The organism is Pseudomonas canadensis (assembly GCF_000503215.1).
GTDB classification, from domain to species: domain Bacteria; phylum Pseudomonadota; class Gammaproteobacteria; order Pseudomonadales; family Pseudomonadaceae; genus Aquipseudomonas; species Aquipseudomonas canadensis.
Map to the genome: position 1 here is coordinate 951,004 of NZ_KI628539.1, position 23,837 is coordinate 974,840.

A 23,837-nucleotide genomic window follows, 5' to 3' on the forward strand; every position below is an offset into this window, starting at 1 on the left:
TTTTTCCTAGCCTTTCGAGCGATTGACAATTGCCCGGAATTGGATGAAGGTGGCGTACCCAAATCAAACGGGCGTATGAATTGAGCGTTTGTCTGTCAGACCGCTCATACAGAATCCCGACTATCGCATTGGCGGGTGTGCCTGGCGGATTGGCATGAGCATTGACGCAACTGTCAGTGTCCAGCCAGAGGCCAGCGTCCAATGTGTACTGTTCAGCTTCCATATCGTGGAGATCAGTTGATGATTTACGAAGGTAAAGCCATCACGGTTAAGGCTCTTGAAAGTGGCATCGTCGAACTGAAATTCGACCTCAAGGGTGAGTCCGTCAACAAGTTCAACCGTCTAACCCTGAATGAATTGCGTCAGGCCGTAGACACCATCAAAGCAGATGCTTCGGTCAAGGGCGTGATCGTTTCCAGCGGCAAGGACGTGTTCATCGTCGGCGCTGACATCACCGAATTCGTCGACAACTTCAAGCTGCCCGATGCCGAGCTAGTGGCTGGCAACCTCGAAGCCAACAAGATTTTCAGCGATTTTGAAGACCTCAACGTACCGACCGTCGCCGCGATCAACGGCATCGCGTTGGGCGGTGGCCTGGAAATGTGCCTGGCGGCAGACTTCCGCGTCATGTCGGCCACGGCCAAGATCGGCCTGCCTGAAGTCAAACTGGGCATCTACCCAGGTTTTGGCGGTACCGTGCGCCTGCCGCGCCTGATCGGTGCCGACAACGCCATCGAGTGGATTGCCGCCGGTAAGGAAAACCGTGCTGAAGACGCGCTGAAAGTCGGTGCTGTCGACGCTGTGGTTGCCCCGGACAAACTGGCCGAAGCCGCATTGAACCTGATCAAGGGCGCCATCAGCGGCGAATTTGACTACAAGGCCAAGCGTCAGCCGAAGCTGGAAAAACTCAAGCTCAACGCCATCGAACAAATGATGTCGTTCGAAACCGCCAAAGGTTTCGTGGCTGGCCAGGCCGGCCCGAACTACCCGGCACCGGTTGAAGCGATCAAGACCATCCAGAAAGCCGCGAACTTCGGTCGCGACAAAGCTCTGGAAGTGGAAGCGGCTGGCTTCGTCAAACTGGCGAAAACCTCCGCAGCCCAGAGCCTGATCGGCCTGTTCCTGAACGATCAGGAACTGAAGAAAAAGGCCAAGGCCTACGACGAAATCGCCAAGGACGTGAAACAGGCTGCCGTACTCGGCGCCGGTATCATGGGCGGCGGTATCGCCTATCAGTCGGCGTCCAAAGGCACGCCGATCCTGATGAAAGACATCAACGAGCACGGTATCGAGCAAGGCCTGGCAGAAGCCGCCAAGCTGCTGGTCGGTCGTGTGGACAAAGGTCGCATGACCGCTGCGAAAATGGCTGAAGTGCTTAACGGCATTCGTCCTACGCTGTCCTACGGCGATTTCGGCCATGTCGACCTGGTGGTCGAAGCCGTTGTCGAGAACCCGAAGGTCAAGCAAGCCGTGCTGGCCGAAGTGGAAGCTCAGGTTAAAGACGACACCATCCTGGCGTCCAATACCTCGACCATTTCCATCTCGCTGCTGGCCAAGGCCTTGAAGCGTCCGGAGAACTTCGTCGGCATGCACTTCTTCAACCCGGTGCACATGATGCCGCTGGTGGAAGTCATCCGTGGCGAGAAGTCCAGCGAGCTGGCCGTTGCCACCACCGTTGCCTACGCCAAGAAAATGGGCAAGAACCCGATCGTGGTCAACGACTGCCCGGGCTTCCTGGTCAACCGCGTGCTGTTCCCGTACTTCGGCGGTTTCGCCAAGTTGGTCAGCGCCGGCGTGGACTTCGTGCGCATCGACAAAGTCATGGAGAAATTCGGCTGGCCAATGGGCCCCGCGTACCTGATGGACGTGGTCGGCATCGACACCGGCCACCACGGTCGCGATGTGATGGCTGAAGGCTTCCCGGACCGCATGAAAGACGACCGCCGTTCGGCGATCGACGCGCTGTACGAGGCCAAGCGCCTGGGCCAGAAGAACGGCAAGGGTTTCTACGCCTACGAGGCGGACAAGAAGGGCAAGCAGAAGAAAGTGGCCGACCCGTCGGTGCACGAAGTGCTGGCTCCGGTCATCTACGAACAGCGTGAGGTGTCGGACGAAGACATCATCAACTGGATGATGATCGCCCTGTGCCTGGAAACCGTACGTTGCCTGGAAGACGGCATCGTCGAAACCGCCGCCGAAGCCGATATGGGCCTGGTGTACGGTATTGGTTTCCCTCCATTCCGTGGTGGTGCGCTGCGTTACATCGATTCGATCGGTGTGGCCGAGTTCGTTGCCCTGGCTGATCAATACGCTGATTTGGGCCCGCTGTACCACCCGACCGCGAAGCTGCGTGAAATGGCCAAGAACGGCCAGCGCTTCTTCGGTTAAGTGCCCAGACGACTAGAGCGAGAATATTTATGAGCTTGAATCCAAGAGACGTCGTGATCGTCGACTTCGGTCGTACGCCGATGGGCCGCTCCAAGGGCGGCATGCACCGCAACACCCGTGCCGAAGACATGTCGGCACACCTGATCAGCAAACTGCTGGAACGCAACGTCAAGGTCGACCCAAACGAAGTCGAGGACGTGATCTGGGGCTGCGTCAACCAGACCCTGGAGCAGGGCTGGAACATCGCGCGCATGGCGTCGCTGATGACCCAGATCCCGCACACCGCGGCCGGCCAGACCGTCAGCCGCCTGTGCGGTTCGTCGATGAGCGCGCTGCACACCGCCGCCCAGGCCATCATGACCGGCAACGGTGATGTGTTTGTGGTCGGTGGCGTGGAGCACATGGGCCACGTCAGCATGATGCACGGCGTCGATCCTAACCCGCACATGTCGCTGTACGCGGCAAAAGCCTCGGGCATGATGGGCCTGACTGCGGAAATGCTCGGCAAAATGCACGGCATTACCCGCGAAGCCCAGGACGCGTTCGGCCTGCGTTCCCACCAACTCGCCCACAAGGCGACTGTGGAAGGCAAGTTCAAGGATGAAATCATCCCGATGAACGGTTATGACGAGAACGGTTTCCTGAAACTGTTCGACTACGACGAAACGATTCGTCCGGATACCACCCTGGAAAGCCTGGCCGCGCTGAAGCCAGCGTTCAATCCAAAGGGCGGCACCGTGACAGCCGGTACTTCGTCGCAAATCACCGACGGTGCTTCGTGCATGATCGTGATGTCGGCGCAACGTGCCCAGGACCTGGGCATCCAACCGCTGGCCGTGATCCGTTCGATGGCTGTGGCAGGTGTGGACCCGGCAATCATGGGCTATGGTCCTGTACCGGCCACACAAAAAGCCTTGAAGCGCGCAGGCCTGACCATCAACGACATCGACTTCTTCGAGCTCAACGAAGCTTTCGCCGCACAGGCCCTGCCCGTGCTGAAAGATTTGAAAGTACTCGACAAGATGAATGAGAAGGTTAACCTGCACGGCGGCGCGATTGCCCTGGGCCACCCATTCGGTTGCTCCGGTGCGCGTATCTCCGGCACTTTGCTTAACGTGATGAAGCAAAATGGCGGCAACCTAGGGGTTGCAACCATGTGCATTGGTCTTGGCCAAGGCATTTCCACCGTCTTCGAACGCGTCTAAGCGTTGGGTTGACGGAAGCCGGGGCCCAGTGCCCCGGTTTTTGTTTTTGGGTGGTTTTGTATTTTTTTTTTAACAAATTTTGTAAGAGGGCCAGAGCATGAAAGTCGAACCAGGGCTCTACCAGCATTATAAAGGTCCGCAGTACCGTGTTTTCAGTGTGGCACGCCACTCCGAGACCGAAGAAGAAGTAGTGTTCTACCAAGCACTGTATGGCGATTACGGCTTTTGGGTACGCCCCTTGAGCATGTTTGTGGAGACCGTCGAGGTTGACGGCGAGCAGGTCCCGCGCTTTGCTTTGGTCCAGGCCGAACCCAGTCTTTTTTCAGGGCAATAACGGCAGGTCGCGCAGAATGCTGCGCTTGACCTCACCTTGTTGCCACTATATATAGCGTTGCCGCGACAGGCGCCAACTGCCTTTCACTTCTCGAATTCAGGAATTTTCCGATCCATGGGCAAATCGCTGGTCATTGTGGAATCCCCGGCTAAGGCCAAGACCATCAACAAGTACTTGGGCAACGAGTACGTGGTGAAGTCGAGTATCGGCCATATCCGAGACCTGCCCACCAGCGGTTCGGCTAGCGCCAGCAAGGAGCCTGCCGCCAAGCGCGGCAAGGCGGCTGCGGGCGAAGGTCCGGTGCTCACCCCTAAAGAGAAAGCGCGCAAGCAGCTGGTCTCGCGCATGGGTGTGGACCCGGATCATGGCTGGAAGGCCAAGTACGAAATCCTTCCAGGCAAGGAAAAGGTCATCGAAGAGCTGCGCCGGCTCGCCAAGGATGCTGACACCATCTATCTCGCGACGGACTTGGACCGCGAAGGGGAAGCCATTGCCTGGCACCTGCGGGAAGCCATCGGCGGTGATGACAGCCGCTACAAGCGTGTGGTGTTCAACGAAATCACCAAGAAAGCCATCCAGGAAGCCTTCTCCAAGCCAGGCGAACTGGACATCGACCGCGTCAACGCCCAGCAGGCCCGTCGCTTCCTCGACCGCGTCGTGGGTTATATGGTTTCGCCGCTGCTGTGGGCCAAGATCGCCCGTGGTCTGTCGGCCGGTCGTGTGCAATCGGTTGCGGTGAAGCTGGTGGTGGAGCGTGAGCGCGAGATCCGTGCGTTCATCCCCGAAGAGTACTGGGAAGTCCACGCCGACCTCGGCACTGCCAAGGGCGCCAACGTGCGCTTTGAAGTGGCCCGCGAGAAAGGCGAGGCCTTCAAGCCGCTGAACGAAGCCCAGGCCATGGCCGCGCTGGAAAAGCTCAAGTCTTCCAGCTACAGCATCGTCAAGCGTGAAGACAAACCGACCAGCAGCAAGCCATCGGCACCGTTCATCACATCCACCCTGCAACAGGCCGCGAGTAACCGCCTGGGCTTCGGTGTGAAGAAAACCATGATGATGGCCCAGCGCTTGTACGAAGCCGGCTACATCACTTACATGCGTACCGACTCCACCAACCTGTCGGTAGACGCGGTCGCGATGGCGCGTACCTATATTGAAGAAGAGTTCGGCAAGAAGTACCTGCCGGAGAAGCCGAACGTCTACAGCAGCAAGGAAGGCGCACAAGAGGCTCACGAAGCGATCCGTCCTTCCGACGCCAACACCACGCCTGCCAAGCTGAGCGGCATGGAGCGCGACGCTGAGCGCCTTTACGAGCTGATCTGGCGCCAGTTCCTGGCTTGCCAGATGCTGCCAGCGCAATACCTGTCCACCACTGTCACCGTGGCGGCCTCCGATTTTGAGCTGCGTGCCAAGGGCCGTATCCTCAAGTTCGACGGTTACACCCGTGTGATGCCGCAAATCGCCAAGCCTGGCGATGACGACGTGCTGCCGGACATGGCCCAGGGCGACACCCTCAAGCTGGTCCAGCTCGACCCGTCCCAGCACTTCACCAAGCCGCCGGCGCGTTATTCGGAAGCCAGCCTGGTAAAAGAGATGGAAAAACGCGGTATCGGTCGTCCGTCGACCTATGCAGCGATCATCTCCACCATTCAAGACCGTGGTTACGTTGCGCTGCACAACCGTCGTTTCTACTCGGAAAAGATGGGCGACATCGTGACCGAGCGCCTGTCCGAGAGCTTCTCCAACCTGATGGACTACGGCTTCACTGCCGGCATGGAAGAGAATCTCGACGACGTGGCCCAGGGCGAACGCGACTGGAAAAACGTGTTGGACGAGTTCTACGGCGACTTCAAGAAAAAACTCGAAGTAGCCGAAAGCCCTGAAAATGGCATGCGCGCCAACCAGCCGGTGATGACCGACATCCCGTGCCAGACCTGCGGTCGGCCGATGCAGATTCGTACGGCGTCCACTGGCGTGTTCCTCGGTTGCTCGGGCTACAGCCTGCCGCCGAAAGAGCGCTGCAAGGCCACTGTCAACCTGGTGCCGGGTGATGAAATCGCCGCCGACGACGAGGGTGAGTCCGAGTCTCTGGTACTGCGTGGCAAGCACCGTTGCCCGATCTGCAGCACGGCGATGGACGCCTACCTGCTGGACGAGAAGCACAAGCTGCACATTTGCGGTAACAACCCGGATTGCAACGGCTACGAGATTGAAGAAGGTACCTATCGCATCAAGGGCTACGAAGGTCCGAGCCTGGAATGCGACAAGTGCGGCAGCGAGATGCAGCTCAAGACCGGCCGTTTCGGCAAGTTCTTCGGTTGCACCAACCCGACCTGCAAGAACACCCGCAAACTGCTGAAAAGCGGTGACGCGGCGCCGCCGAAGATGGACCCGGTGAAGATGCCGGAGCTCAAGTGCGAGAAGGTCAACGACACCTACATCCTGCGTGACGGCGCTTCGGGGTTGTTCCTGGCGGCCAGCCAGTTCCCGAAGAACCGCGAGACCCGCGCGCCGTTGGTGCTGGAGATCGTGCCGCACAAGGATGAGATCGATCCTAAGTACCACTTCTTGTGTGAAGCGCCGAAGAAGGACCCGGATGGTCGTCCGGCCGTGATCCGCTACAGCCGCAAGACCAAGGAGCAGTACGTGCAGACCGAAGTTGACGGCAAGCCTACCGGCTGGAAAGCGTTCTACGACGGCGGCAAGTGGAAGGTCGAGGATAAGCGCCAGGGCGCTTGATCGGCTAATCTGCCAATGACAAAGGCCGCCTTCACAGGCGGCCTTTTGTTGCTGTAGAAGCGAGGGGGGCGCCTAGCCCTTGCTCGCGAAAATCGTAACGATAACGCGGGAAGCCAGGTACATAATGGCGTCCTTAGGTTTTTCGCGAGCAAGCTCGCTCCTACACAGCCAGCATTGCGCCTCTTTCGTTGTGGAGATTGCCGTCATGGCCAACGAACTCTATACCCGTACCAATCAGAAAATTTACTTCGCGGGTCTATCCCTGGAAGCCCTTGGCCGCGCCGAGGAAGGGAAAGAGATGAATGCCATCGCGCTGGTCCAGGCGGGGCGTGAAGCTGCGTTGTTTCACCTGTACGGCGCCTTGCTGGGTTTGTGTCATGAAATCGCTGGGTTTTACCGCCTGCCCCAGGCGGGTTCACCCCGTGCAGAAATGATCATGAATCGTGAAGTGCTGGATGCGATGGCCATTCCTGAGCTGGCAGAACTGGTTGAAATGGCTCAAAGCCCGGACAGTTGGGTGGCGCGTTTGCTCAAAGCGCATGCGGATATGTTCCAGCCACCGCGTATTCCGCATGTGCCCAAGGGCGATGTGACGCAGCCGCTGATCGTGGCGGTTGCGGTGGAAGAGGAAGAACCCAAGCCGTTGAGCCGTGAAGAGCTGGAGGGCTGGCGTCAGGAACTGAAAAAGATGGCGCTGCGCTTTCGCGAAGGCCTGAACGAATGCTGATCTCCGCGTAGGAGCCGGCTTGCCGGCGATGCAGGTATCTCGGAGTGTGAGGCGCAACGCGTTGTAGCCATCGAAGCCGGCGACCATTCATCAAGCTGTCAACAAACCTGTTCAGATCCTCTGCGGGGCTGGGTGGATGACTGATATAATCCCGGCCTTTCGTGGAGAACAGACTTTTATGCCAACGTCCTTTCTGGAAATTGTTGAGTTGCCTGACGGCCGAATCGAGCTGCGCCGGGCTGAGGACGAGGGTTCTCTGGTTATCTTGGATTTTTCCGAAGACGCCAAGCAGTTCCTGCAAGGCCAGCACGTGGAAGTGGCTAAAGCCATGTTGAGCGTGGGCGTGCAGATGGCCGGTCGCCTGGCTGAAGGCGAGCCGGAGAAAGACGAAGGGCCGCGGGTTCTTCACTAAGCCCTGTGGTTAGGGGTTCTGTGGTGTTAGGCAGGCTTCTGGAGTGAGCTAGCTTGCTTGTGGCGAGTGGGCTTGTTGTGGTGAGTGAGATTATTGTGGTGAGTGGGCTTGTTGTGGTCAGTGAGATTATTGTGGTGAGTGGGCTTGTTGAGGTGAGTGGGCTTGTTGTGGTGAGCGGGCTTGCCCCGCGCTGGGCTGCGCAGCAGCCCTAAATAGATTGACGCGGTACATCAGGTATTCCACGGTGCTTGGTTTTGGGGCCGCTTCGCAGCCCAGCGCGGGGCAAGCCCGCTCACCACAGAAGCCCGACCACAGAAGCCCGACCACAGAAGCCCGACCACAGAAGCCCGACCACAGAAGCCCGCATGTCACAGAAGCCCGTATGTCATAGGACTTCGGCCGATCAGGCACTCAGCCCAATCGAATATTCAAACTCTGCGCATCACCCGTACGAGCGGCGCTGATCAGTTGCTGCTTGGCGCTGACACTCAGTGGATTCAACCAGCTCACCACTGTATGGCTGCGGCCCAGGCGAAGTGCTTCGCAGGTCAACTGTTGGGCACTTTGCGCGCCGCGTGGCTGCAGCAACAGAATGCGCTCGCGGTTGAGGCCGGCATCCCGCAGCCAGGCCTGGGTCAGGCTGGCGGGTGGGGCGATCAGCGTCAGCCAGCGGGCATCCTGTTCCTCGCTCAGATCACGCAGGATCGGCGCCAGAAGGCTCAGGCAACTCCCCGCTGCACCGCGCAACGACAATTCACTGAACGCCTCAGGTTCGGCGCCCCAGGGCGCCTCGACCGTTTCCTTGAGGATAGGCGCAAGGGGTTGGGCCATGAAGGCCTCGAACAGCGACAGTTGAGTGTGTTGTGGGGTGTGGACGAGTTGCATGATGCCTCCTCTAGCGGCGAATGACGCCGACGCTCAAGCCTTCGATCACCAGGTCCTGATCTTTCAGGTTCACTTCAATCGGGGCGAACTCAGGGTTCTCGGCCAGGAGCCAGACCTTGCTGCCTTCGCGCTTGAAGCGTTTGACGGTGACTTCATCGCCGATACGGGCGACAACGATTTGGCCATTACGGGCTTCGCGGGTGGTGTGGACGGCCAGCAGGTCGCCATCGAAGATGCCCACGTCCTTCATGCTCATGCCATGGACGCGCAACAGGTAGTCGGCGCGAGGATGGAAGAAGGTCGGGTTGATGTTGCAGGATTCCTCGACGTGCTGCTGCGCCAGGATCGGCGCACCGGCGGCGACGCGGCCGATGATCGGCAGGGTCGATTCGTCGACCTTGGCTTCGAAGCCAGGGATGCGAATACCGCGCGAGGCACCGGGGGTCATCTCGATCGCGCCTTTGCGAGCGAGGGCCTTGAGGTGTTCTTCAGCGGCGTTGGGGGACTTGAACCCCAGTTCCAGCGCAATTTCCGCTCGTGTCGGCGGGTAGCCGTTGTCATCGAGGCAGCGCTTGATAAAAGCCAGAATCTCAGCTTGGCGTGGCGTCAGTTTTAGCATGTTGATCGCTCTGTCTTTTTATACAGTGACTGGGATTATATACAGTGAACTGCGCTTGGCAATCATCCTTTTCTGCCCCTCCGCTGGACGGTCATCGGGCAGGCTTCCCACAAGCCAGAGACAGCGCTGCCTACAGACCGGTATGGATGTGATTAAATAGCGATGAAATGTATGACTGCCCGGCCGGAAAGCGAACCCGCAGGCTTGACAAGACACACCCTGAAACGTATGTTTCAAACAAGTGTTTGTCAGGCGGAGTAGCCATGGCCCAGTCGGAAACCGTTGAACGCATTCTCGATGCTGCCGAGCAATTGTTCGCGGAAAAAGGATTTGCTGAAACCTCATTGCGGCTGATCACCAGCAAGGCTGGCGTCAACCTCGCTGCTGTGAACTACCATTTCGGCTCGAAAAAAGCCCTGATCCAAGCCGTGTTCTCGCGCTTCCTGGGGCCGTTCTGCGCCAGTCTTGACCGTGAGCTGGAGCGTCGCCAAGCCAAGGCTGACCATAAGCCGACCCTGGAAGAGTTGTTGGAAATCCTCGTCGAGCAAGCCCTGGTCGTTCAGCCCCGCAGCGGCAACGATTTGTCGATTTTCATGCGCTTGTTAGGCTTGGCGTTCAGCCAGAGCCAGGGTCACCTGCGCCGTTACCTGGAAGACATGTACGGCAAGGTTTTTCGTCGCTATATGTTGCTGGTTAACGAGGCTGCCCCGCGTATTCCGCCGATCGAGCTGTTCTGGCGCGTGCACTTCATGCTCGGTGCTGCCGCGTTCAGCATGTCCGGGATCAAGGCGTTGCGGGCCATCGCCGAGACCGATTTCGGTGTGAATACCTCAATCGAACAGGTCATGCGCCTGATGGTGCCGTTCCTGGCTGCCGGCATGCGTGCCGAAACCGGTGTGACCGACGCCGCCATGGCCGCTGCTCAATTGCGCCCACGCAGCAAGTCCGCGCCAATACCCGCCAAGGTTTGACCGCACCGGGTGGGCGCGACCGCTTGCATCCGCTAAGCTAGCGACCCATGCCGAATTCAGCTATTTACTCGCAACCCGTTGTGCTCACTGTGCCTGGTGAGGGCAACGGGTTGTGTGCGTTATTTAAGGAAGGTTTATGACTGCTGCCCTGCAAGGTTCTTTGATGGTCGACGTGGCTGGCACCTGGCTGACGGCCGAGGACCGCCATCTGCTGCGCCAGCCTGAAGTGGGCGGCCTGATCATTTTCGCGCGCAACATTGAGCATCCGCGCCAAGTGCGGGAATTGAGTGCAGCGATTCGCGCTGTGCGCCCGGACCTGCTGCTGGCCGTCGACCAGGAGGGCGGCCGCGTACAGCGCCTGCGCCAGGGTTTCGTGCGCTTGCCGGCCATGCGTGCCTTGGCGGATAACCCCAACGCCGAATACCTGGCCGAGCAGTGTGGCTGGATCATGGCGACTGAAGTGTTGGCCGTTGGCCTGGACCTGAGCTTCGCCCCGGTGCTGGACCTGGACTACCAGCGCAGCGCGGTGGTCGGCACCCGATCCTTCGAAGGCGACCCCGAGCGCGCCGCGGTGCTGGCTGGTGCATTCATCCGCGGCATGAACAGCGCCGGCATGGCCGCCACTGGCAAGCACTTTCCCGGTCACGGTTGGGCTGAGGCCGATTCCCACGTCGCCATTCCCAATGATGAACGCAGCCTGGAACAGATTCGCGCCAATGACCTGGTGCCTTTCGCACGCCTGAGCAAGCAACTCGCGGCCGTGATGCCCGCGCACGTGATCTACCCGCACGTCGACGCCCAGCCAGCTGGGTTCTCGCGCCGCTGGCTGCAGGACATCCTGCGCGGTGAGTTGCAGTTCGATGGGGTGATTTTCAGCGATGATCTGTCGATGGCGGGTGCCCATGTGGTCGGTGATGCGGCCAGCCGGATTGAAGCGGCGCTGACGGCGGGTTGCGACATGGGGCTGGTGTGCAACGATCGTGCGGCGGCTGAGTTGGCGTTGACTGCCGCTCAGCGGATGAAGGTCACGCCATCGCCACGCATTGCGCGGATGCGTGGGCAGGCAATTGCTTCGACGGAATACAAGCAGGATCCGCGTTGGCTGGCGGCGCTGACGGCGTTGCGGGATGCTCAACTGATTGGCTGAACACCGCGGCGCGGCCTTCGCGAGCGAGCCCGCTCCCACATTCGACCGAGTTCCAGCTTTGGAATGCAGTCAAGTGTGGGAGCGGGCTTGCTCGCGAAGGCAATCTAACATTCAGCGCTTTTCCTGTTTGTTGGGCAACGGCGCAAACAACGCCTCAATATCCTCATTGCCCAACTGCCAGTCTCCGGTGGTACGCCCATCCAGCACGCCCGCTGCCAAGTCGGATTTTTCCTTCTGCAGGTGCTGGATTTTCTCTTCCACCGTGCCCCGGGCAATCATCTTGTAGACGAACACCGGCTTCTCTTGCCCGATGCGATAGGCACGGTCGGTGGCCTGGTTCTCCGTGGCCGGGTTCCACCAAGGATCATAGTGGATCACCGTATCGGCCTCGGTCAGGTTCAGGCCAACACCGCCGGCCTTCAAGCTGATCAGAAAAATCTGCAGCTTGCCGCTCTGGAAGTCCTTCACCGGCGTGCGCCGATCCCGGGTCTGGCCGGTGAGCAGTGCGTAGGCCACGCCGCGTTTTTTCAGCTCGATTTCGATCAGGCTCAACATCGAGGTGAACTGGGAAAACAGCAGGATCCGCCGACCCTCCTCAAACAGCTCCTCAAGCATTTCCATCAAGCTATCGAGTTTGCCTGAGCTGCTGCCACGGGCGGGCAGGGTCGCGTCGTTGACCAGCCGCAAATCGCAACACACTTGGCGTAACTTCAGCAGCGCCTCAAGGATGATGATCTGGCTGCGCGCTACGCCTTTGCGGGTGATCTCGTCGCGGACTTTCTTGTCCATGGCCAGGCGCATGGTTTCGTACACGTCGCGCTGGGCTTCATTGAGGTCGACCCAGTGGATAATCTCGGTCTTGGGTGGCAACTCCGTCGCCACCTGTTCCTTGGTGCGGCGCAGCAGGAAAGGTTTTATCCGACCGTTGAGGTGTTGCAACCGCACATCACTGGCACGCTTTTCGATGGGCACGCGGTAATCGCGGTTGAAGCTTTTTACATCACCGAGCCAGCCAGGCAGCAGGAAGTGAAACAACGACCACAACTCGCCCAGGTGGTTTTCCAGCGGCGTGCCACTCAGGCACAGGCGTTGGCGTGCGTTCAGCTCGCGTGCCGCCTGGGCCGCCTTGCTGGACGGGTTCTTGATGTATTGGGCTTCGTCGAGGATCAGTACATGCAAGGGCAGGGCGGCGAGTTGTTCGATGTCCTTGGGCAGCAGCGCATAGGTGGTCAGCAGCAGGTCATAGTCCGGCAGGTTGGCGAAATGTTTCTTACGCCCTGCGCCATACAGCGCCAGCACCTTGAGTTGCGGTGTAAAGTGCGCCGCCTCATCCAGCCAGTTGGGAATCAGGCTGGTGGGCATCACCACCATGCACGGCCGATCCAGGCGACCGGCGATTTTCTCAGTCAGAATATGCGCCAGGGTCTGTAGGGTTTTGCCTAGGCCCATGTCATCTGCAAGTATGCCGCCGACATCCAGCTGACGCAGCGACTGCATCCAGCTCAAGCCTTCCAACTGGTAAGGGCGCAAGGTCGCGTTCAGCCCTTCAGGCGCTACACACGTGAAGTCCTTGATATCCCGCAGGCGCTGGGCAAAGTTGCGGATCTTCTCGCCACCTTCCCACTGCAGCGGCAGGTCTTCCAGCGGGTTAAGCCGGATTGCATCGGCCTTGGCCAAGCGTAACGTGGTGGTGCCGGCTTCCTGTAGGTAAAACTCACCGAGGGTCGCCAGCACCGGTTTCAATCGGCCGTAGGGCAGCGCCACTTGTATCGGGCCGTGACCATTTGGCAGGCCTGGGATGTTCACCAGAATCAGCTCATCATCACGGCGCCGCGCCAGCTTCTCCGGGTTGAGGATCTCGGTGTGGGAACGCATCAGGTTCAGCAGGATCGGCAACAGGCTCAGTCGCTCGCCGTTGACGATGATCCCCAACTCCAGATCGAACCAATCACGCTCCGGACCTTCGTCAACCGTGGCGTACCAGTCATCGACGGCGCTGAGGTCGAAGCCGAAATCATCATCGATCAGCAGCTCCCAACCCTCGGCTCGCAGTGTTGGCGTGGCATTGAGGGTGAAGGTCAGCCAGGCACTGTCATTGACCATCTCAAACAGCTCGCCGGCGCTTTCCGGCAGTGCCTTGCTCTGGCGCGTGGCGATCTTGAAGCCCAGCAGGCGCAGTTGTTCGCGATACGGTTGCTCAAGCTCCGGATGCCGCTTGATGCGCAGGCTCTGGGTGTCCTGGCGCACAATGATATCGGCGTTTTTCTGCCCGCTGACGTAGTTGCCCAAGTAGTTGAACGACAGCGCCGCCCGGTGCTGGATGTAGCGCTGCATCTTGCCGTTGCGCGGTTCAAAGGCGCTGAATTCGACACTGGCCATCCACAGGCGCGGCACCGGCACCACGTCTTCCATCACCACTTGCGGCAGCACCGCCCGGTTTTCCAGCACGGCCTGGAGTTTTTCCAGCAGCTCGGCATCCTGTGCGGCGGCGGGGTAGGCCAGGGTTTCCTGGACCTTGAGCAATACCGCGGCGATGTGTTTGCAGTTGGTGTGCACCGGGCAGGTACAGCGGCTGTCCACCAGGATCAAGGTGCCCTTGGCCGATTCACGCAACGAGATGGTCTGCCGATACACGTTGCCGCCGGAGCCTTCGCAACTGGCGACGATAGTGCTGTCGCCGCATTCGACGATGCGCACCCGGTTTTCCAGCGCATAACGTCGCCCGCGCTCAAGGCTCTGCTCTTTAAAGCGATTGGCCCAGGAAGGGGCCAGGGGTTTGGTCAGCGACGACGTGAGGGACATGGCGCTGGATCAGTCCTGAATGTCGGGCGGTGGCGCGCTGGGGGGCTTGGCGGTCAGCGATGTGATTTTGATCAGCAGCGCGAGGTGGCCACCGTCCAGGTAGTTGAGCTGGTTGTTCTTGGTGCGCACGTCGGTCTGGCTCAGTTGCTCGCTGGCGATCACGCTGCCGTTGGCGTCGAACTGGTTGATCCAGAAGTTCGCATCAATGTCGGTAAAACGGCCCAGTTGCAGGCTCAACACGCCCTCGATCGGAAACTGGCCGAATTGTTCCTGGCCGTCGGTGATCGCGACCTTGACCGGCTGCTCGCCCAGGTTCTGTTCCCACGCCTTATGCAGCAGCACCGTGTAGGTGGAGTCGGCACGCAGCTTGTCGACAATGTTGGACAGGCGCGGCGGGCTCAGTCTGTCGCCCAGGCGCACTGCCCCGGCATCCCAGTTTTCCGGGGCGGCGCGGCTGTTGATCACCGGTTCGGCGTTCTGGCGCACCAGGATCATTTCCACCTGGTACGGGCTGTCGGCGAACGCCGCAGGTGCCACGACCACCAACAACAGGCTCAACATGCGGAACAGGCGCATTGGGGCGTCCTTCAAGCAGATTTCGGGATGAGGCGCTCAAACAACGCCTCCAAGGTATTAAAGCGTTCTTCGGCACGTTCCATCGGCACCATGAACTTGAACAGCGTAGCCCCTTCGAACTTGTAGCGGTTGGGCTGGCCCTGGATCAGCTTGATCAATACCAGCGGGTCCACCGGCGTCTGCGCTTCGAATTCGATGCGCCCGCCTTGCGGCCCGGCGTCGACCTTCTTGATGCCGAGCTGCTCGGCCTGCAATTTCAGCAGGGTCAGGCGCACCAGGTTCTTGGTGGGTTCCGGCAACAGGCCGAAGCGGTCGATCATCTCCACCTGCAGGTCCTTGAGGCCTTCTTCGTCGGTAGCTGAGGCGATGCGCTTGTACAGGATCAGCCGCGCATGCACATCCGGCAGGTAGTCTTCAGGAATCAACGCGGGCAAGCGCAGGTTGATTTCCGGCCCGCCGCCCAACGGTTGATCCAGATTCGGCTGCTCGCCTTTGCGGATGGCTTTCACCGCGCGCTCAAGCATCTCCATATAGAGCGTGAAACCCACCGCCTGGATCTGCCCGCTCTGGCCGTCGCCCAGCAGTTCGCCGGCGCCACGGATTTCTAGGTCGTTGGTGGCCAATACAAAACCGGCGCCCAGGTCCTGGGTGTTGGCGATGGCTTCCAGGCGCTTTTCTGCGTCGGAGGTGATCTGCTGGCGCGGCGGCGTCAGCAGATACGCGTACGCCTGGTGGTGACTGCGCCCGACGCGACCGCGCAGTTGGTGCAACTGAGCCAGGCCGAACTTGTCGGCGCGCTCGATGATGATGGTGTTGGCGCTCGGCACGTCGATACCGGTCTCGATGATGGTCGAGGCGATCAGCACGTTGAAGCGCTTGTGGTAGAAGTCGCTCATGACCTGTTCGAGTTCGCGCTCGCGCATTTGCCCGTGGCCGATGGCGATACGTGCCTCCGGCACCAGCTCGGCGAGGTCGGCGGCGCATTTCTCGATGGTCTTCACGTCGTTGTGCAGGTAGTACACCTGCCCGCCGCGCAGCAATTCGCGCAGCAGTGCTTCCTTGACCGTGCTTTTGTTCTGCTCCATCACAAACGTGCGCACCGACAAACGACGTGCCGGCGGCGTGGCGATGATCGACAGGTCACGCATGCCCGACACCGCCATGTTCAGCGTGCGCGGAATCGGTGTGGCGGTGAGGGTGAGGATATCGACTTCACTGCGCAGGGCCTTGAGCTGTTCCTTCTGACGCACACCAAAGCGGTGTTCTTCGTCGATGATCACCAAGCCCAGGTTCTTGATCTTCACATCGTCCGACAGCAGCTTGTGGGTGCCGATCACAATGTCGATCTTGCCTTCGGCCAAATCGGCGATGGCGGCATTCACTTCCTTGGCGGACTTGAAGCGGCTCATCACTTCTACAGTCACCGGCCAATCGGCAAAGCGGTCGCGGAAGCTGTTGTAGTGCTGCTGGGCGAGCAGGGTGGTCGGCACCAGGATCGCGACTTGCTTGCCGCCGTGCACCGCAATAAAGGCGGCGCGCATGGCCACTTCGGTCTTGCCGAAGCCCACATCGCCGCAGACCAGGCGGTCCATCGGCTTGGGCGCGAGCATGTCGGCACGCACCGCTTCAATGGTGGTTTGCTGGTCCGGGGTTTCTTCGAAGGCGAAGCCGGCGCTGAAGGTGGCGTAGTCGGCTTTCGGGTCGGCGAACGCGTAGCCTTCGCGTGCGGCGCGACGTGCATAGATGTCGAGCAGTTCGGCAGCGACGTCGCGCACCTGCTCGGCGGCTTTGCGCTTGGCTTTCTGCCAGGTCTCGGAACCCAGGCGGTGCAACGGCGCCAGGGCGTCGTCGCTGCCGGTGTAGCGCGCGATCAGGTGCAGGCTGGCCACTGGCACATAGAGCTTGGCGCCCTCGGCGTATTCCATGGTGAGGAATTCGGCGGCCTGGTTGTCGATCTCCAGGGTCTGCAAGCCCAGGTAGCGGCCGACGCCGTGGTCGATGTGCACCACCGGCGCGCCTTCACGCAGTTCGGTGAGGTTTTTGATCACGGCATCGTTGTTGGCGTCTGCGCGTTTTTCGCGACGACGACGCTGCATCACGCGCTGACCGAACAACGGGCTTTCGGCGATCAGCGCCAGGGCCGGATCATCCAGCAACAGGCCTTCGTCGAGCGGTGCGATGGTGATCGCCAGGCGCTCTTTGCTTTTGACAAAGTCTGGCCAGCTGTCGACGGTTTTCGGGCGCAGTTTCAGGCGTTCGAGCAGTTCCAGCAGTACTTCGCGGCGGCCAGCGGATTCGGCGGTAAACAGCACGCGGCCGGGAAAGTCGCCGAGGAAGTTGGACAGCGCTTCCAGCGGTTGCGTGGCTTTGGCCTGGATTGCCAAGTCTGGCAGTGTCCCCGCCGGGAAGCGTTCGCGGCCGATACCGGTGTCGACATCCTGCTGGCTGGCGACCACGCGCGGCCAGCTTTTCAGGCGCGCGAAGCAGTCTTCCACCGGCAGGAACAGTTCGGCGGGCGGCAATAAAGGACGGGACGGGTCGACGCGACGCTCTTCATAGCGGTTGCGCACGTCGTTCCAGAAATTTTCCGCCGCCTGTTCGATGCCTGGCAGTGAGAACACCTGGGTGTCCTGGGGCAGGTAATCGAAGAGGGTGGAGGTTTCGTCGAAGAACAGCGGCAGGTAGTACTCGATACCGGCCGGTGTAATCCCGCTGCTCAGATCCTGAAAGATCGGGCAGCGGCGGAAGTCCACGTCGAAGCGTTCACGGAAGCGCGCCTTGAAGCGGGTCACCGCGTCTTTTTGCAGCGGGAATTCCCGCGCAGGCAGCAGCTTGACCGAGTCGACTTTGTCGATGGAGCGTTGGTTTTCCGGATCGAAGGTACGCAGGGTCTCGATTTCGTCATCGAACAGGTCGATGCGGTAGGGCAATTTGCTGCCCATTGGGAACAGGTCGATCAGCGCACCGCGCACCGCGAACTCACCGTGTTCGTACACCGTGTCGACGCAGCGGTAGCCACTGGCTTCCAGGCGCGTGCGCATCTGCTCCACATCGAGCTTCTGGCCGATATCCAGCACCAGGCTGCTGCCCAACAGGAACTTGGTCGGCGCCAGGCGATGCAAGGCCGTGGTGATCGGCACCACCAGCACGCCGTGGGCCAGTTCCGGCAAGCGGTACAGGCTGGCGATGCGCTGGGAGATAATGTCCTGGTGCGGCGAGAACAGGTCGTAGGGCAGGGTTTCCCAGTCGGGGAAATGCAGCACCGGCAAATCGGGGGCGAAGAAGCTCAGCTCCTGCTCCAACCGTTCGGCGCTTTGGCTGTCGGCGGTGAGCAGCAGGGTAAAGCGCTTGGCTGCGCTGGCAGCCTCGGCGATGGCCAGGCTCAGGGCGGCACCGGGCAGGTTGCCCCAGTGCTGTTTGCCTGCCGCAGCAGGGAGTAGCGGTAGACGCAGGACGGGCACGGAAGGTTGAGCTCCAAGCGTTGCGACAAAGTCGGTAATTGTAACGGTGCGGGGCGCCGTCTGTCAGTTGCTGACTGAGCCTATTACGGTTTGTAGGAAATGTAGTGGCTAAGACAAACAATGGCGGGTTTTGACTCATTATGTAGTGCCAAAATGTACGCGTTTTTCGGAGGGTTACGGACAAGTCGTTCCGCGTGCGCCATTGATGGCCTTCTGGAACCCGCGTATTTACTGGGCTGTAGCGGGGTGTCAATTTTCCGCAAGTGGTTTTTGTTGTCCGGGGCGCATTGCTCCGGGGACGGTCGGGCGGCATAATGTAGCCCCTTTTTTCTGCCCCTACATGTGGAAGGTTCCCGTGACTCAGAAGCCCGACCAGTGTCTTGGTGAATGGATCGACCGTGAAGCACTCGCTGAAGCGATGATTCCGCTTATCGGTCAGCTGTACCGCAATAACAATGTGGTGAGCTCGATCTATGGCCGCAGCCTGATCAACCAGTCTGTCATCGCGATTCTCAAAGCCCACCGCTTTGCGCGTCACCGTTCCGCCGACGACAGCGAACTCTCCGTCCACGAAACATTCCCACTGCTTAAAGCCATGAGCGAGCTCAAGCTCGGCGCGGCTTCGGTAGACCTGGGCAAGCTGGCCTACAAATTCCGCAAGGAAGGCGCCGGCCGTACCGCCGAGCAGTTCGTGCGTGAAGAAATGGCCGATGTGGTTGGCCAGCAAAACGCCGCTGCCCGCAAAGGCACCGACGTGGTGCTGTACGGCTTCGGTCGTATCGGCCGCCTGCTGGCACGCATCCTGATCGAAAAAACCGGTGGCGGCGACGGCCTGCGCCTGCGTGCCATCGTCGTGCGCAAAGGCGCCGAGAACGACCTCACCAAGCGCGCCAGCCTGCTGCGCCGCGATTCGGTACACGGTCCGTTCAATGGCACCATCGTCATCGACGAAGAAAACAACACCATCACCGCCAACGGTAACCTGATCCAGGTGATCTACGCGAAGAACCCGTCCGAGGTGGATTACACCCAGTACGGCATCAAGGACGCCCTGCTGGTGGACAACACCGGCGTATGGCGTGACGCCGAGGGCCTGGGCCAACACCTGGCCTGCCCGGGTGTTGACCGCGTTGTCCTGACCGCGCCTGGCAAAGGCAAGTTGAAGAACATCGTTCACGGCATCAACCACGGCGAAATCACCGCTGACGACAAGATCGTGTCCGCCGCTTCCTGCACCACCAACGCCATCGTGCCGGTGCTGAAGGCTGTGAACGACAAGTTCGGCATCGTCAACGGCCACGTCGAAACCGTTCACTCGTACACCAACGACCAGAACCTGATCGACAACTTCCACAAGGGCGATCGCCGTGGCCGTAGCGCTGCGTTGAACATGGTGATCACCGAGACCGGTGCTGCCACCGCTGCTGCCAAGGCCCTGCCTGAGCTGGCCGGCAAGCTGACCGGTAACGCGATCCGTGTTCCGACACCAAACGTGTCGATGGCCATCCTCAACCTGAACCTTGAGAAAGCCGCCACCCGTGAAGAGATGAACGAGTACCTGCGCTACATGGCGCTGCACTCCGATCTGCACAAGCAAATCGACTTCGTCAATTCCCAGGAAGTGGTTTCCACCGACTTCGTTGGCTCGCGCCACGCTGGTGTGGTGGACGCCGAAGCGACCATTACCCAGGACAACCGCGTTGTCCTGTACGTCTGGTACGACAACGAGTTCGGCTACAGCTGCCAGGTGGTTCGCGTGATGGAAGACATGGCCGGGGTCAACCCGCCTGCGTTTCCGCGCTAAGCATTAGCTGTAAATGAAAAAGCCCCGACTGGTTCGGGGCTTTTTTATGGTTGTGAGGGCCTCTTCGCGAGCAAGCCCGCTCCCACATTCGACCGGGTGTCTTCAGGGCGCGCGCGGTTAAATGTGGGAGCGGGCTTGCTCGCGAAGGCGGTCGTTCAGCCAGCGCAAATCTTCAATTGAGCAACTGGGTACGCAAGCGTTCGGACAGCCCATTGGGCGCCAGCCAGAGGCTCAGGTAGGCCCTGGCAAGCTCATCGTCGCGACTGCTGAACACCACCTGCCCATTGATCTCCAAATTCAAACCACGTCCCGGATGAAAATCCAGGGCATACCGATCGCCGCTGCGGATATCGCGAAAACTGGCGTGCAGTTTGTCTATCTCGGGCTTCAACTGGGCGCTGGCCTGCTGGCGCTGCAGCGTGGCAGTGGCGGCTTTGATCACATCATTGCGGTCGATGTCACGGAAGTAGTACAGCGTCAGGCGCAGCGCTTTTTGTTGCGCCCAAGCCTGCTTGGCGCTCAGGTCGGACGGGGCATACAGCGCAGCCGCGTAGACATCTGCCCAGAGGTAGGTGAGCACCGCCTGGTTTTTCAGGGTCAGTTGCTGTGACTGCGCCGGGAAATCGGCTTGTTTCAGACGATCCGCCTCATTGGCGTGCACCGTGATCGACAGCATCAGCAATAAACAGAAAGCGACATGTCGCATAATGACCAGTCCTGCAAAGGGGCTTGCTGGCAGTGTAATTGCAATTTCCTGATGGTGTAGTAAAGGCAAGACTGGCCTACGACGCGACCAAGGGTTAATGTTCGCGGCGTTGAGCCTTATATAGACTGTGCCCCGGTTCACACACTTGAGCCGAATTGTCCTTCATGACCGCTGGCCGCGGCATGATTTAGCCCGGCGTCCAACCGTACGCCTGGCCTGTTCTGAGGAGTACGCATGGCTGTCTACAACTACGACGTGGTGGTACTGGGTTCCGGCCCGGCTGGAGAAGGTGCGGCGATGAACGCCGCGAAAGCAGGGCGCAAGGTGGCGATGGTCGATAGCCGTCGCCAGGTCGGCGGTAACTGCACCCACCTGGGCACCATCCCGTCCAAGGCCTTGCGTCACTCGGTGCGCCAGATCATGCAGTTCAACACCAACCCGATGTTCCGGGCCATTGGTGAGCCGCGCTGGTTCTCGTTCCCGGACGTGCTCAAGAGCGCCGAGAAAGTCATCTCCAAGCAAGTCGCCTCGCGTACCGGCTACTACGCCCGCAACCGCGTCGACCTGTTCTTCGGTACCGGCAGCTTCGCCGACGAGCAAACCATCGAAGTGGTCTGCCCCAATGGCGTGGTCGAGAAGCTGGTGGCCAAGCACATCATCATCGCCACCGGTTCACGCCCGTATCGCCCCGCGGACATCGATTTCCACCACCCGCGTATCTACGATAGCGACACCATCCTGAGCCTGGGCCACACCCCGCGCAAACTGATCATCTACGGCGCTGGTGTGATCGGCTGTGAATACGCCTCGATCTTCAGTGGCCTGGGTGTACTGGTCGAGCTGGTGGACAACCGCGACCAGTTGCTGAGCTTCCTCGACTCGGAAATCTCCCAGGCGTTGAGCTACCACTTCAGCAACAACAACATCACCGTGCGCCACAACGAAGAGTACGAGCGGGTCGAAGGCCTGGACAATGGGGTGATCCTGCACCTCAAGTCCGGCAAGAAGATCAAGGCCGATGCGTTGCTGTGGTGCAACGGCCGTACCGGCAACACCGACAAGCTGGGCATGGAAAACATCGGGGTCAAGGTCAACAGCCGTGGCCAGATCGAGGTGGACGAGAACTACCGCACCTGCGTGACCAACATCTACGGTGCCGGTGACGTGATCGGCTGGCCGAGCCTGGCCAGTGCCGCTCATGACCAGGGCCGTTCGGCCGCTGGCAGCATCGTCGACAATGGCAGCTGGCGCTACGTGAACGACGTGCCGACCGGGATCTACACGATTCCCGAGATCAGCTCGATCGGCAAGAACGAACACGAACTGACCAAGGCCAAGGTGCCTTACGAAGTGGGCAAGGCATTCTTCAAGAGCATGGCGCGTGCGCAGATCGCCGGTGAGCCGCAAGGCATGCTGAAGATCCTGTTCCACCGTGAAACCCTGGAAGTCCTCGGCGTGCATTGCTTCGGCTATCAGGCCTCGGAGATCGTGCACATCGGCCAGGCGATCATGAACCAACCGGGTGAACTCAATACCCTGAAGTATTTCGTCAACACCACGTTCAACTACCCGACCATGGCAGAAGCCTATCGGGTAGCGGCCTACGACGGCCTCAACCGGCTTTTTTGAGCGGCTCCGGCCGGTGGCCTGAGCCGGCCGGGGAGACCGATTTCAGTAATTCCCGAGGGTGGCAGTGGCCAAACCGGGAAAGTCTGTAATCAGGCTATCTACGCCGAAGTCGGCGAGCCTGCGCATCAGCGCAGGTTCGTTGACGGTCCACACGGACACGTGCAAGCCCTGGCGCTGGGCTTTTTCCAGTCGCTCAGGGGTGCACAGCGTCCAGTTCAACGCCAGAATCTCACACCCGTAGTTTTGCGCGACCTTCAGCGGATCGAGCCAGGCGTATTCCGCCACCAGTCCGCGTGACAGGTCGGGAGTGAGTTCAACGGCGGCCTTCAGTACTTCCCGCGAACTTGAGGTCACGGTGACCTTGTCCATCAGCCCGAAACGCACGGCCATTTCACGAATCGCCAGCACGGTGGTGGCGGCGCGGGTGCGCGAGGCGCTTTTGACTTCCAGTTGCCAGTGATCGAAGTCGCACTTTTCGAACAGTTCTTCCAGACGCGGAATCGGGCACGGCTTGACCCAGCCCGGACCGCCTTTGCGTGCGTCCATCTTCACCAGGTCGGCCGCGGAATACTCGACGACTTTGCCGCGCCGGTCGGCGGTGCGCTTGAGGGTCGGGTCGTGGATGACCATGAGCTCGCCGTCCATGGACAAGTGCAAATCCAGTTCGCAACGGCGTACACCGTGCTTGAGGCACTCCTGGAAGCTGGTCAGGGTGTTTTCCGGTGCTTCGCCTTTGGCACCGCGGTGGCCGTAGATCAAGGTCACAGTTGCTCCTTCGCGCCAGGATAGCTGGCGTAGTGAATACGAATTCAGATGTCGTCGTTTTGTTCCCGTGCCAGGCGCCGTTCCTGGGCCTGTTTCTGCAGGATGTAGCGCGCCAGCAGTTGGCGTTGGGCGTCGGTCATGGCTTCGAATTCCGTGCCGACATCAAAGCCTGCGCCTTTGGGGTCGCAATGGGTGACCCGCGCGCGCAGCAGTAGGCCGAGCGCCTGGGGCATCAGCACCAGCTTGACCGCCAGGTGGGCGCCGGCCGGCAGGGGCGTGGGGTGTTGGAAGTCGATGCCACCTTCGGAAATGATCACCGGTTGCGGTGCGCCGACCTCATCCAGAAGGCCGCGCGCCATGATCTGGCTGAGCAGGTCCAGGCGTTTGTTCTGCACGCGCAGGAAGGCGGCGAGGGTGCGATCCTTCTCGCTGAGCTGGCGCAGCAGGTGCTGGGCTTCGAATTCACTCAGGTGCAATTCACTGAGTAAATTGAACAGCGGAGAATCATCCAGCAACACTTCCTTGCTCGCTGCCTCGGGGGCAGACAGGCTTTTGATTTGAAGTGCGATCATGTCGTCGATACGGTAGTATTCGCGGCGTTCTTCTTCATCTAATGTCGACATGGCGAACCCCAGCTAGCGGTAATGGTCAGAGTGTAAAGCTGCTTACC

18 protein-coding genes are annotated in these 23,837 nt (G+C 60.1%); 10 read left to right on the forward strand and 8 right to left on the reverse strand.

The features are described 5' to 3' along the window. The first annotated feature begins 240 nt into the window (after nt 1-240). From fadB to U367_RS0127415, 6 genes are all read left to right on the forward strand, one after another. Complete coding sequence (gene fadB / locus U367_RS0127385; RefSeq protein ID WP_028619416.1) at nt 241-2,388, forward strand: fatty acid oxidation complex subunit alpha FadB; 2,148 nt, start codon at nt 241-243, stop codon at nt 2,386-2,388. A gap of 29 nt (nt 2,389-2,417) precedes the next feature. Next, a complete protein-coding gene (fadA, locus tag U367_RS0127390; RefSeq protein WP_016975260.1) occupies nt 2,418-3,593 on the forward strand; it encodes an acetyl-CoA C-acyltransferase FadA in 1,176 nt (391 codons plus the stop codon). Between the two features lie 97 nt (nt 3,594-3,690). Beyond that, nucleotides 3,691-3,927, forward strand: a complete 237-nt coding sequence (locus tag U367_RS0127395; protein WP_028619417.1) for a DUF1653 domain-containing protein — start codon at nt 3,691-3,693, stop codon at nt 3,925-3,927. A 114-nt stretch (nt 3,928-4,041) separates the two neighbouring features. Then, complete coding sequence (topA, locus tag U367_RS0127400) at nt 4,042-6,663, forward strand: type I DNA topoisomerase (protein WP_028619418.1); 2,622 nt, start codon at nt 4,042-4,044, stop codon at nt 6,661-6,663. A 205-nt stretch (nt 6,664-6,868) separates the two neighbouring features. Then, nucleotides 6,869-7,390, forward strand: coding sequence for a DUF6586 family protein (locus U367_RS0127410; RefSeq protein WP_016975263.1), 522 nt, complete (start codon nt 6,869-6,871; stop codon nt 7,388-7,390). A 178-nt stretch (nt 7,391-7,568) separates the two neighbouring features. Next, complete coding sequence (locus U367_RS0127415; RefSeq protein WP_016975264.1) at nt 7,569-7,802, forward strand: hypothetical protein; 234 nt, start codon at nt 7,569-7,571, stop codon at nt 7,800-7,802. A gap of 411 nt (nt 7,803-8,213) precedes the next feature. Here the strand turns inward: U367_RS0127415 and sulA are convergent, their stop codons facing one another. Continuing rightward, complete coding sequence (gene sulA / locus U367_RS0127425; protein ID WP_028619419.1) at nt 8,214-8,687, reverse strand: SOS-induced cell division inhibitor SulA; 474 nt, start codon at nt 8,685-8,687, stop codon at nt 8,214-8,216. A gap of 10 nt (nt 8,688-8,697) precedes the next feature. Beyond that, nucleotides 8,698-9,306 (reverse strand): transcriptional repressor LexA, encoded by a 609-nt coding sequence (lexA, locus tag U367_RS0127430; protein ID WP_028619420.1) that lies wholly within the window; start codon nt 9,304-9,306, stop codon nt 8,698-8,700. A gap of 263 nt (nt 9,307-9,569) precedes the next feature. Between lexA and psrA the strand changes: the two genes are divergently transcribed. Both psrA and nagZ read left to right on the forward strand, forming a co-directional pair. Beyond that, a complete protein-coding gene (psrA, locus tag U367_RS0127435) occupies nt 9,570-10,277 on the forward strand; it encodes a transcriptional regulator PsrA (protein ID WP_016975266.1) in 708 nt (235 codons plus the stop codon). Nucleotides 10,278-10,413: 136 nt separating this feature from the next. After that, nucleotides 10,414-11,424 (forward strand): beta-N-acetylhexosaminidase, encoded by a 1,011-nt coding sequence (gene nagZ / locus U367_RS0127440; RefSeq protein WP_028619421.1) that lies wholly within the window; start codon nt 10,414-10,416, stop codon nt 11,422-11,424. A 111-nt stretch (nt 11,425-11,535) separates the two neighbouring features. Here the strand turns inward: nagZ and U367_RS0127445 are convergent, their stop codons facing one another. The 3 genes from U367_RS0127445 to mfd are packed head-to-tail and all read right to left on the reverse strand — an operon-like array spanning nt 11,536 to nt 18,263. Next, nucleotides 11,536-14,226, reverse strand: coding sequence for a DEAD/DEAH box helicase (locus tag U367_RS0127445; protein WP_028619422.1), 2,691 nt, complete (start codon nt 14,224-14,226; stop codon nt 11,536-11,538). A 9-nt stretch (nt 14,227-14,235) separates the two neighbouring features. Continuing rightward, nucleotides 14,236-14,802, reverse strand: coding sequence for a CsiV family protein (locus U367_RS0127450; protein WP_028619423.1), 567 nt, complete (start codon nt 14,800-14,802; stop codon nt 14,236-14,238). A gap of 11 nt (nt 14,803-14,813) precedes the next feature. Then, a complete protein-coding gene (gene mfd / locus U367_RS0127455; RefSeq protein WP_028619424.1) occupies nt 14,814-18,263 on the reverse strand; it encodes a transcription-repair coupling factor in 3,450 nt (1,149 codons plus the stop codon). Between the two features lie 340 nt (nt 18,264-18,603). Between mfd and U367_RS0127460 the strand changes: the two genes are divergently transcribed. Next, nucleotides 18,604-20,067 carry a glyceraldehyde-3-phosphate dehydrogenase gene (locus tag U367_RS0127460; protein WP_028619425.1) on the forward strand — a complete coding sequence of 488 codons (1,464 nt, stop codon included), beginning with the start codon at nt 18,604-18,606 and terminating at the stop codon, nt 20,065-20,067. 172 nt (nt 20,068-20,239) lie between these two features. Here the strand turns inward: U367_RS0127460 and U367_RS0127465 are convergent, their stop codons facing one another. After that, a complete protein-coding gene (locus U367_RS0127465; RefSeq protein ID WP_028619426.1) occupies nt 20,240-20,773 on the reverse strand; it encodes a chalcone isomerase family protein in 534 nt (177 codons plus the stop codon). A 234-nt stretch (nt 20,774-21,007) separates the two neighbouring features. Between U367_RS0127465 and sthA the strand changes: the two genes are divergently transcribed. Beyond that, nucleotides 21,008-22,402, forward strand: a complete 1,395-nt coding sequence (sthA, locus tag U367_RS0127470; RefSeq protein ID WP_010212052.1) for a Si-specific NAD(P)(+) transhydrogenase — start codon at nt 21,008-21,010, stop codon at nt 22,400-22,402. Nucleotides 22,403-22,444: 42 nt separating this feature from the next. Here the strand turns inward: sthA and U367_RS0127475 are convergent, their stop codons facing one another. Both U367_RS0127475 and U367_RS0127480 read right to left on the reverse strand, forming a co-directional pair. Next, nucleotides 22,445-23,167 (reverse strand): glycerophosphodiester phosphodiesterase, encoded by a 723-nt coding sequence (locus tag U367_RS0127475; protein WP_016975274.1) that lies wholly within the window; start codon nt 23,165-23,167, stop codon nt 22,445-22,447. A 44-nt stretch (nt 23,168-23,211) separates the two neighbouring features. Further along, a complete protein-coding gene (locus tag U367_RS0127480; RefSeq protein ID WP_016975275.1) occupies nt 23,212-23,790 on the reverse strand; it encodes a PilZ domain-containing protein in 579 nt (192 codons plus the stop codon). Between the last annotated feature and the right edge of the window lie 47 nt (nt 23,791-23,837).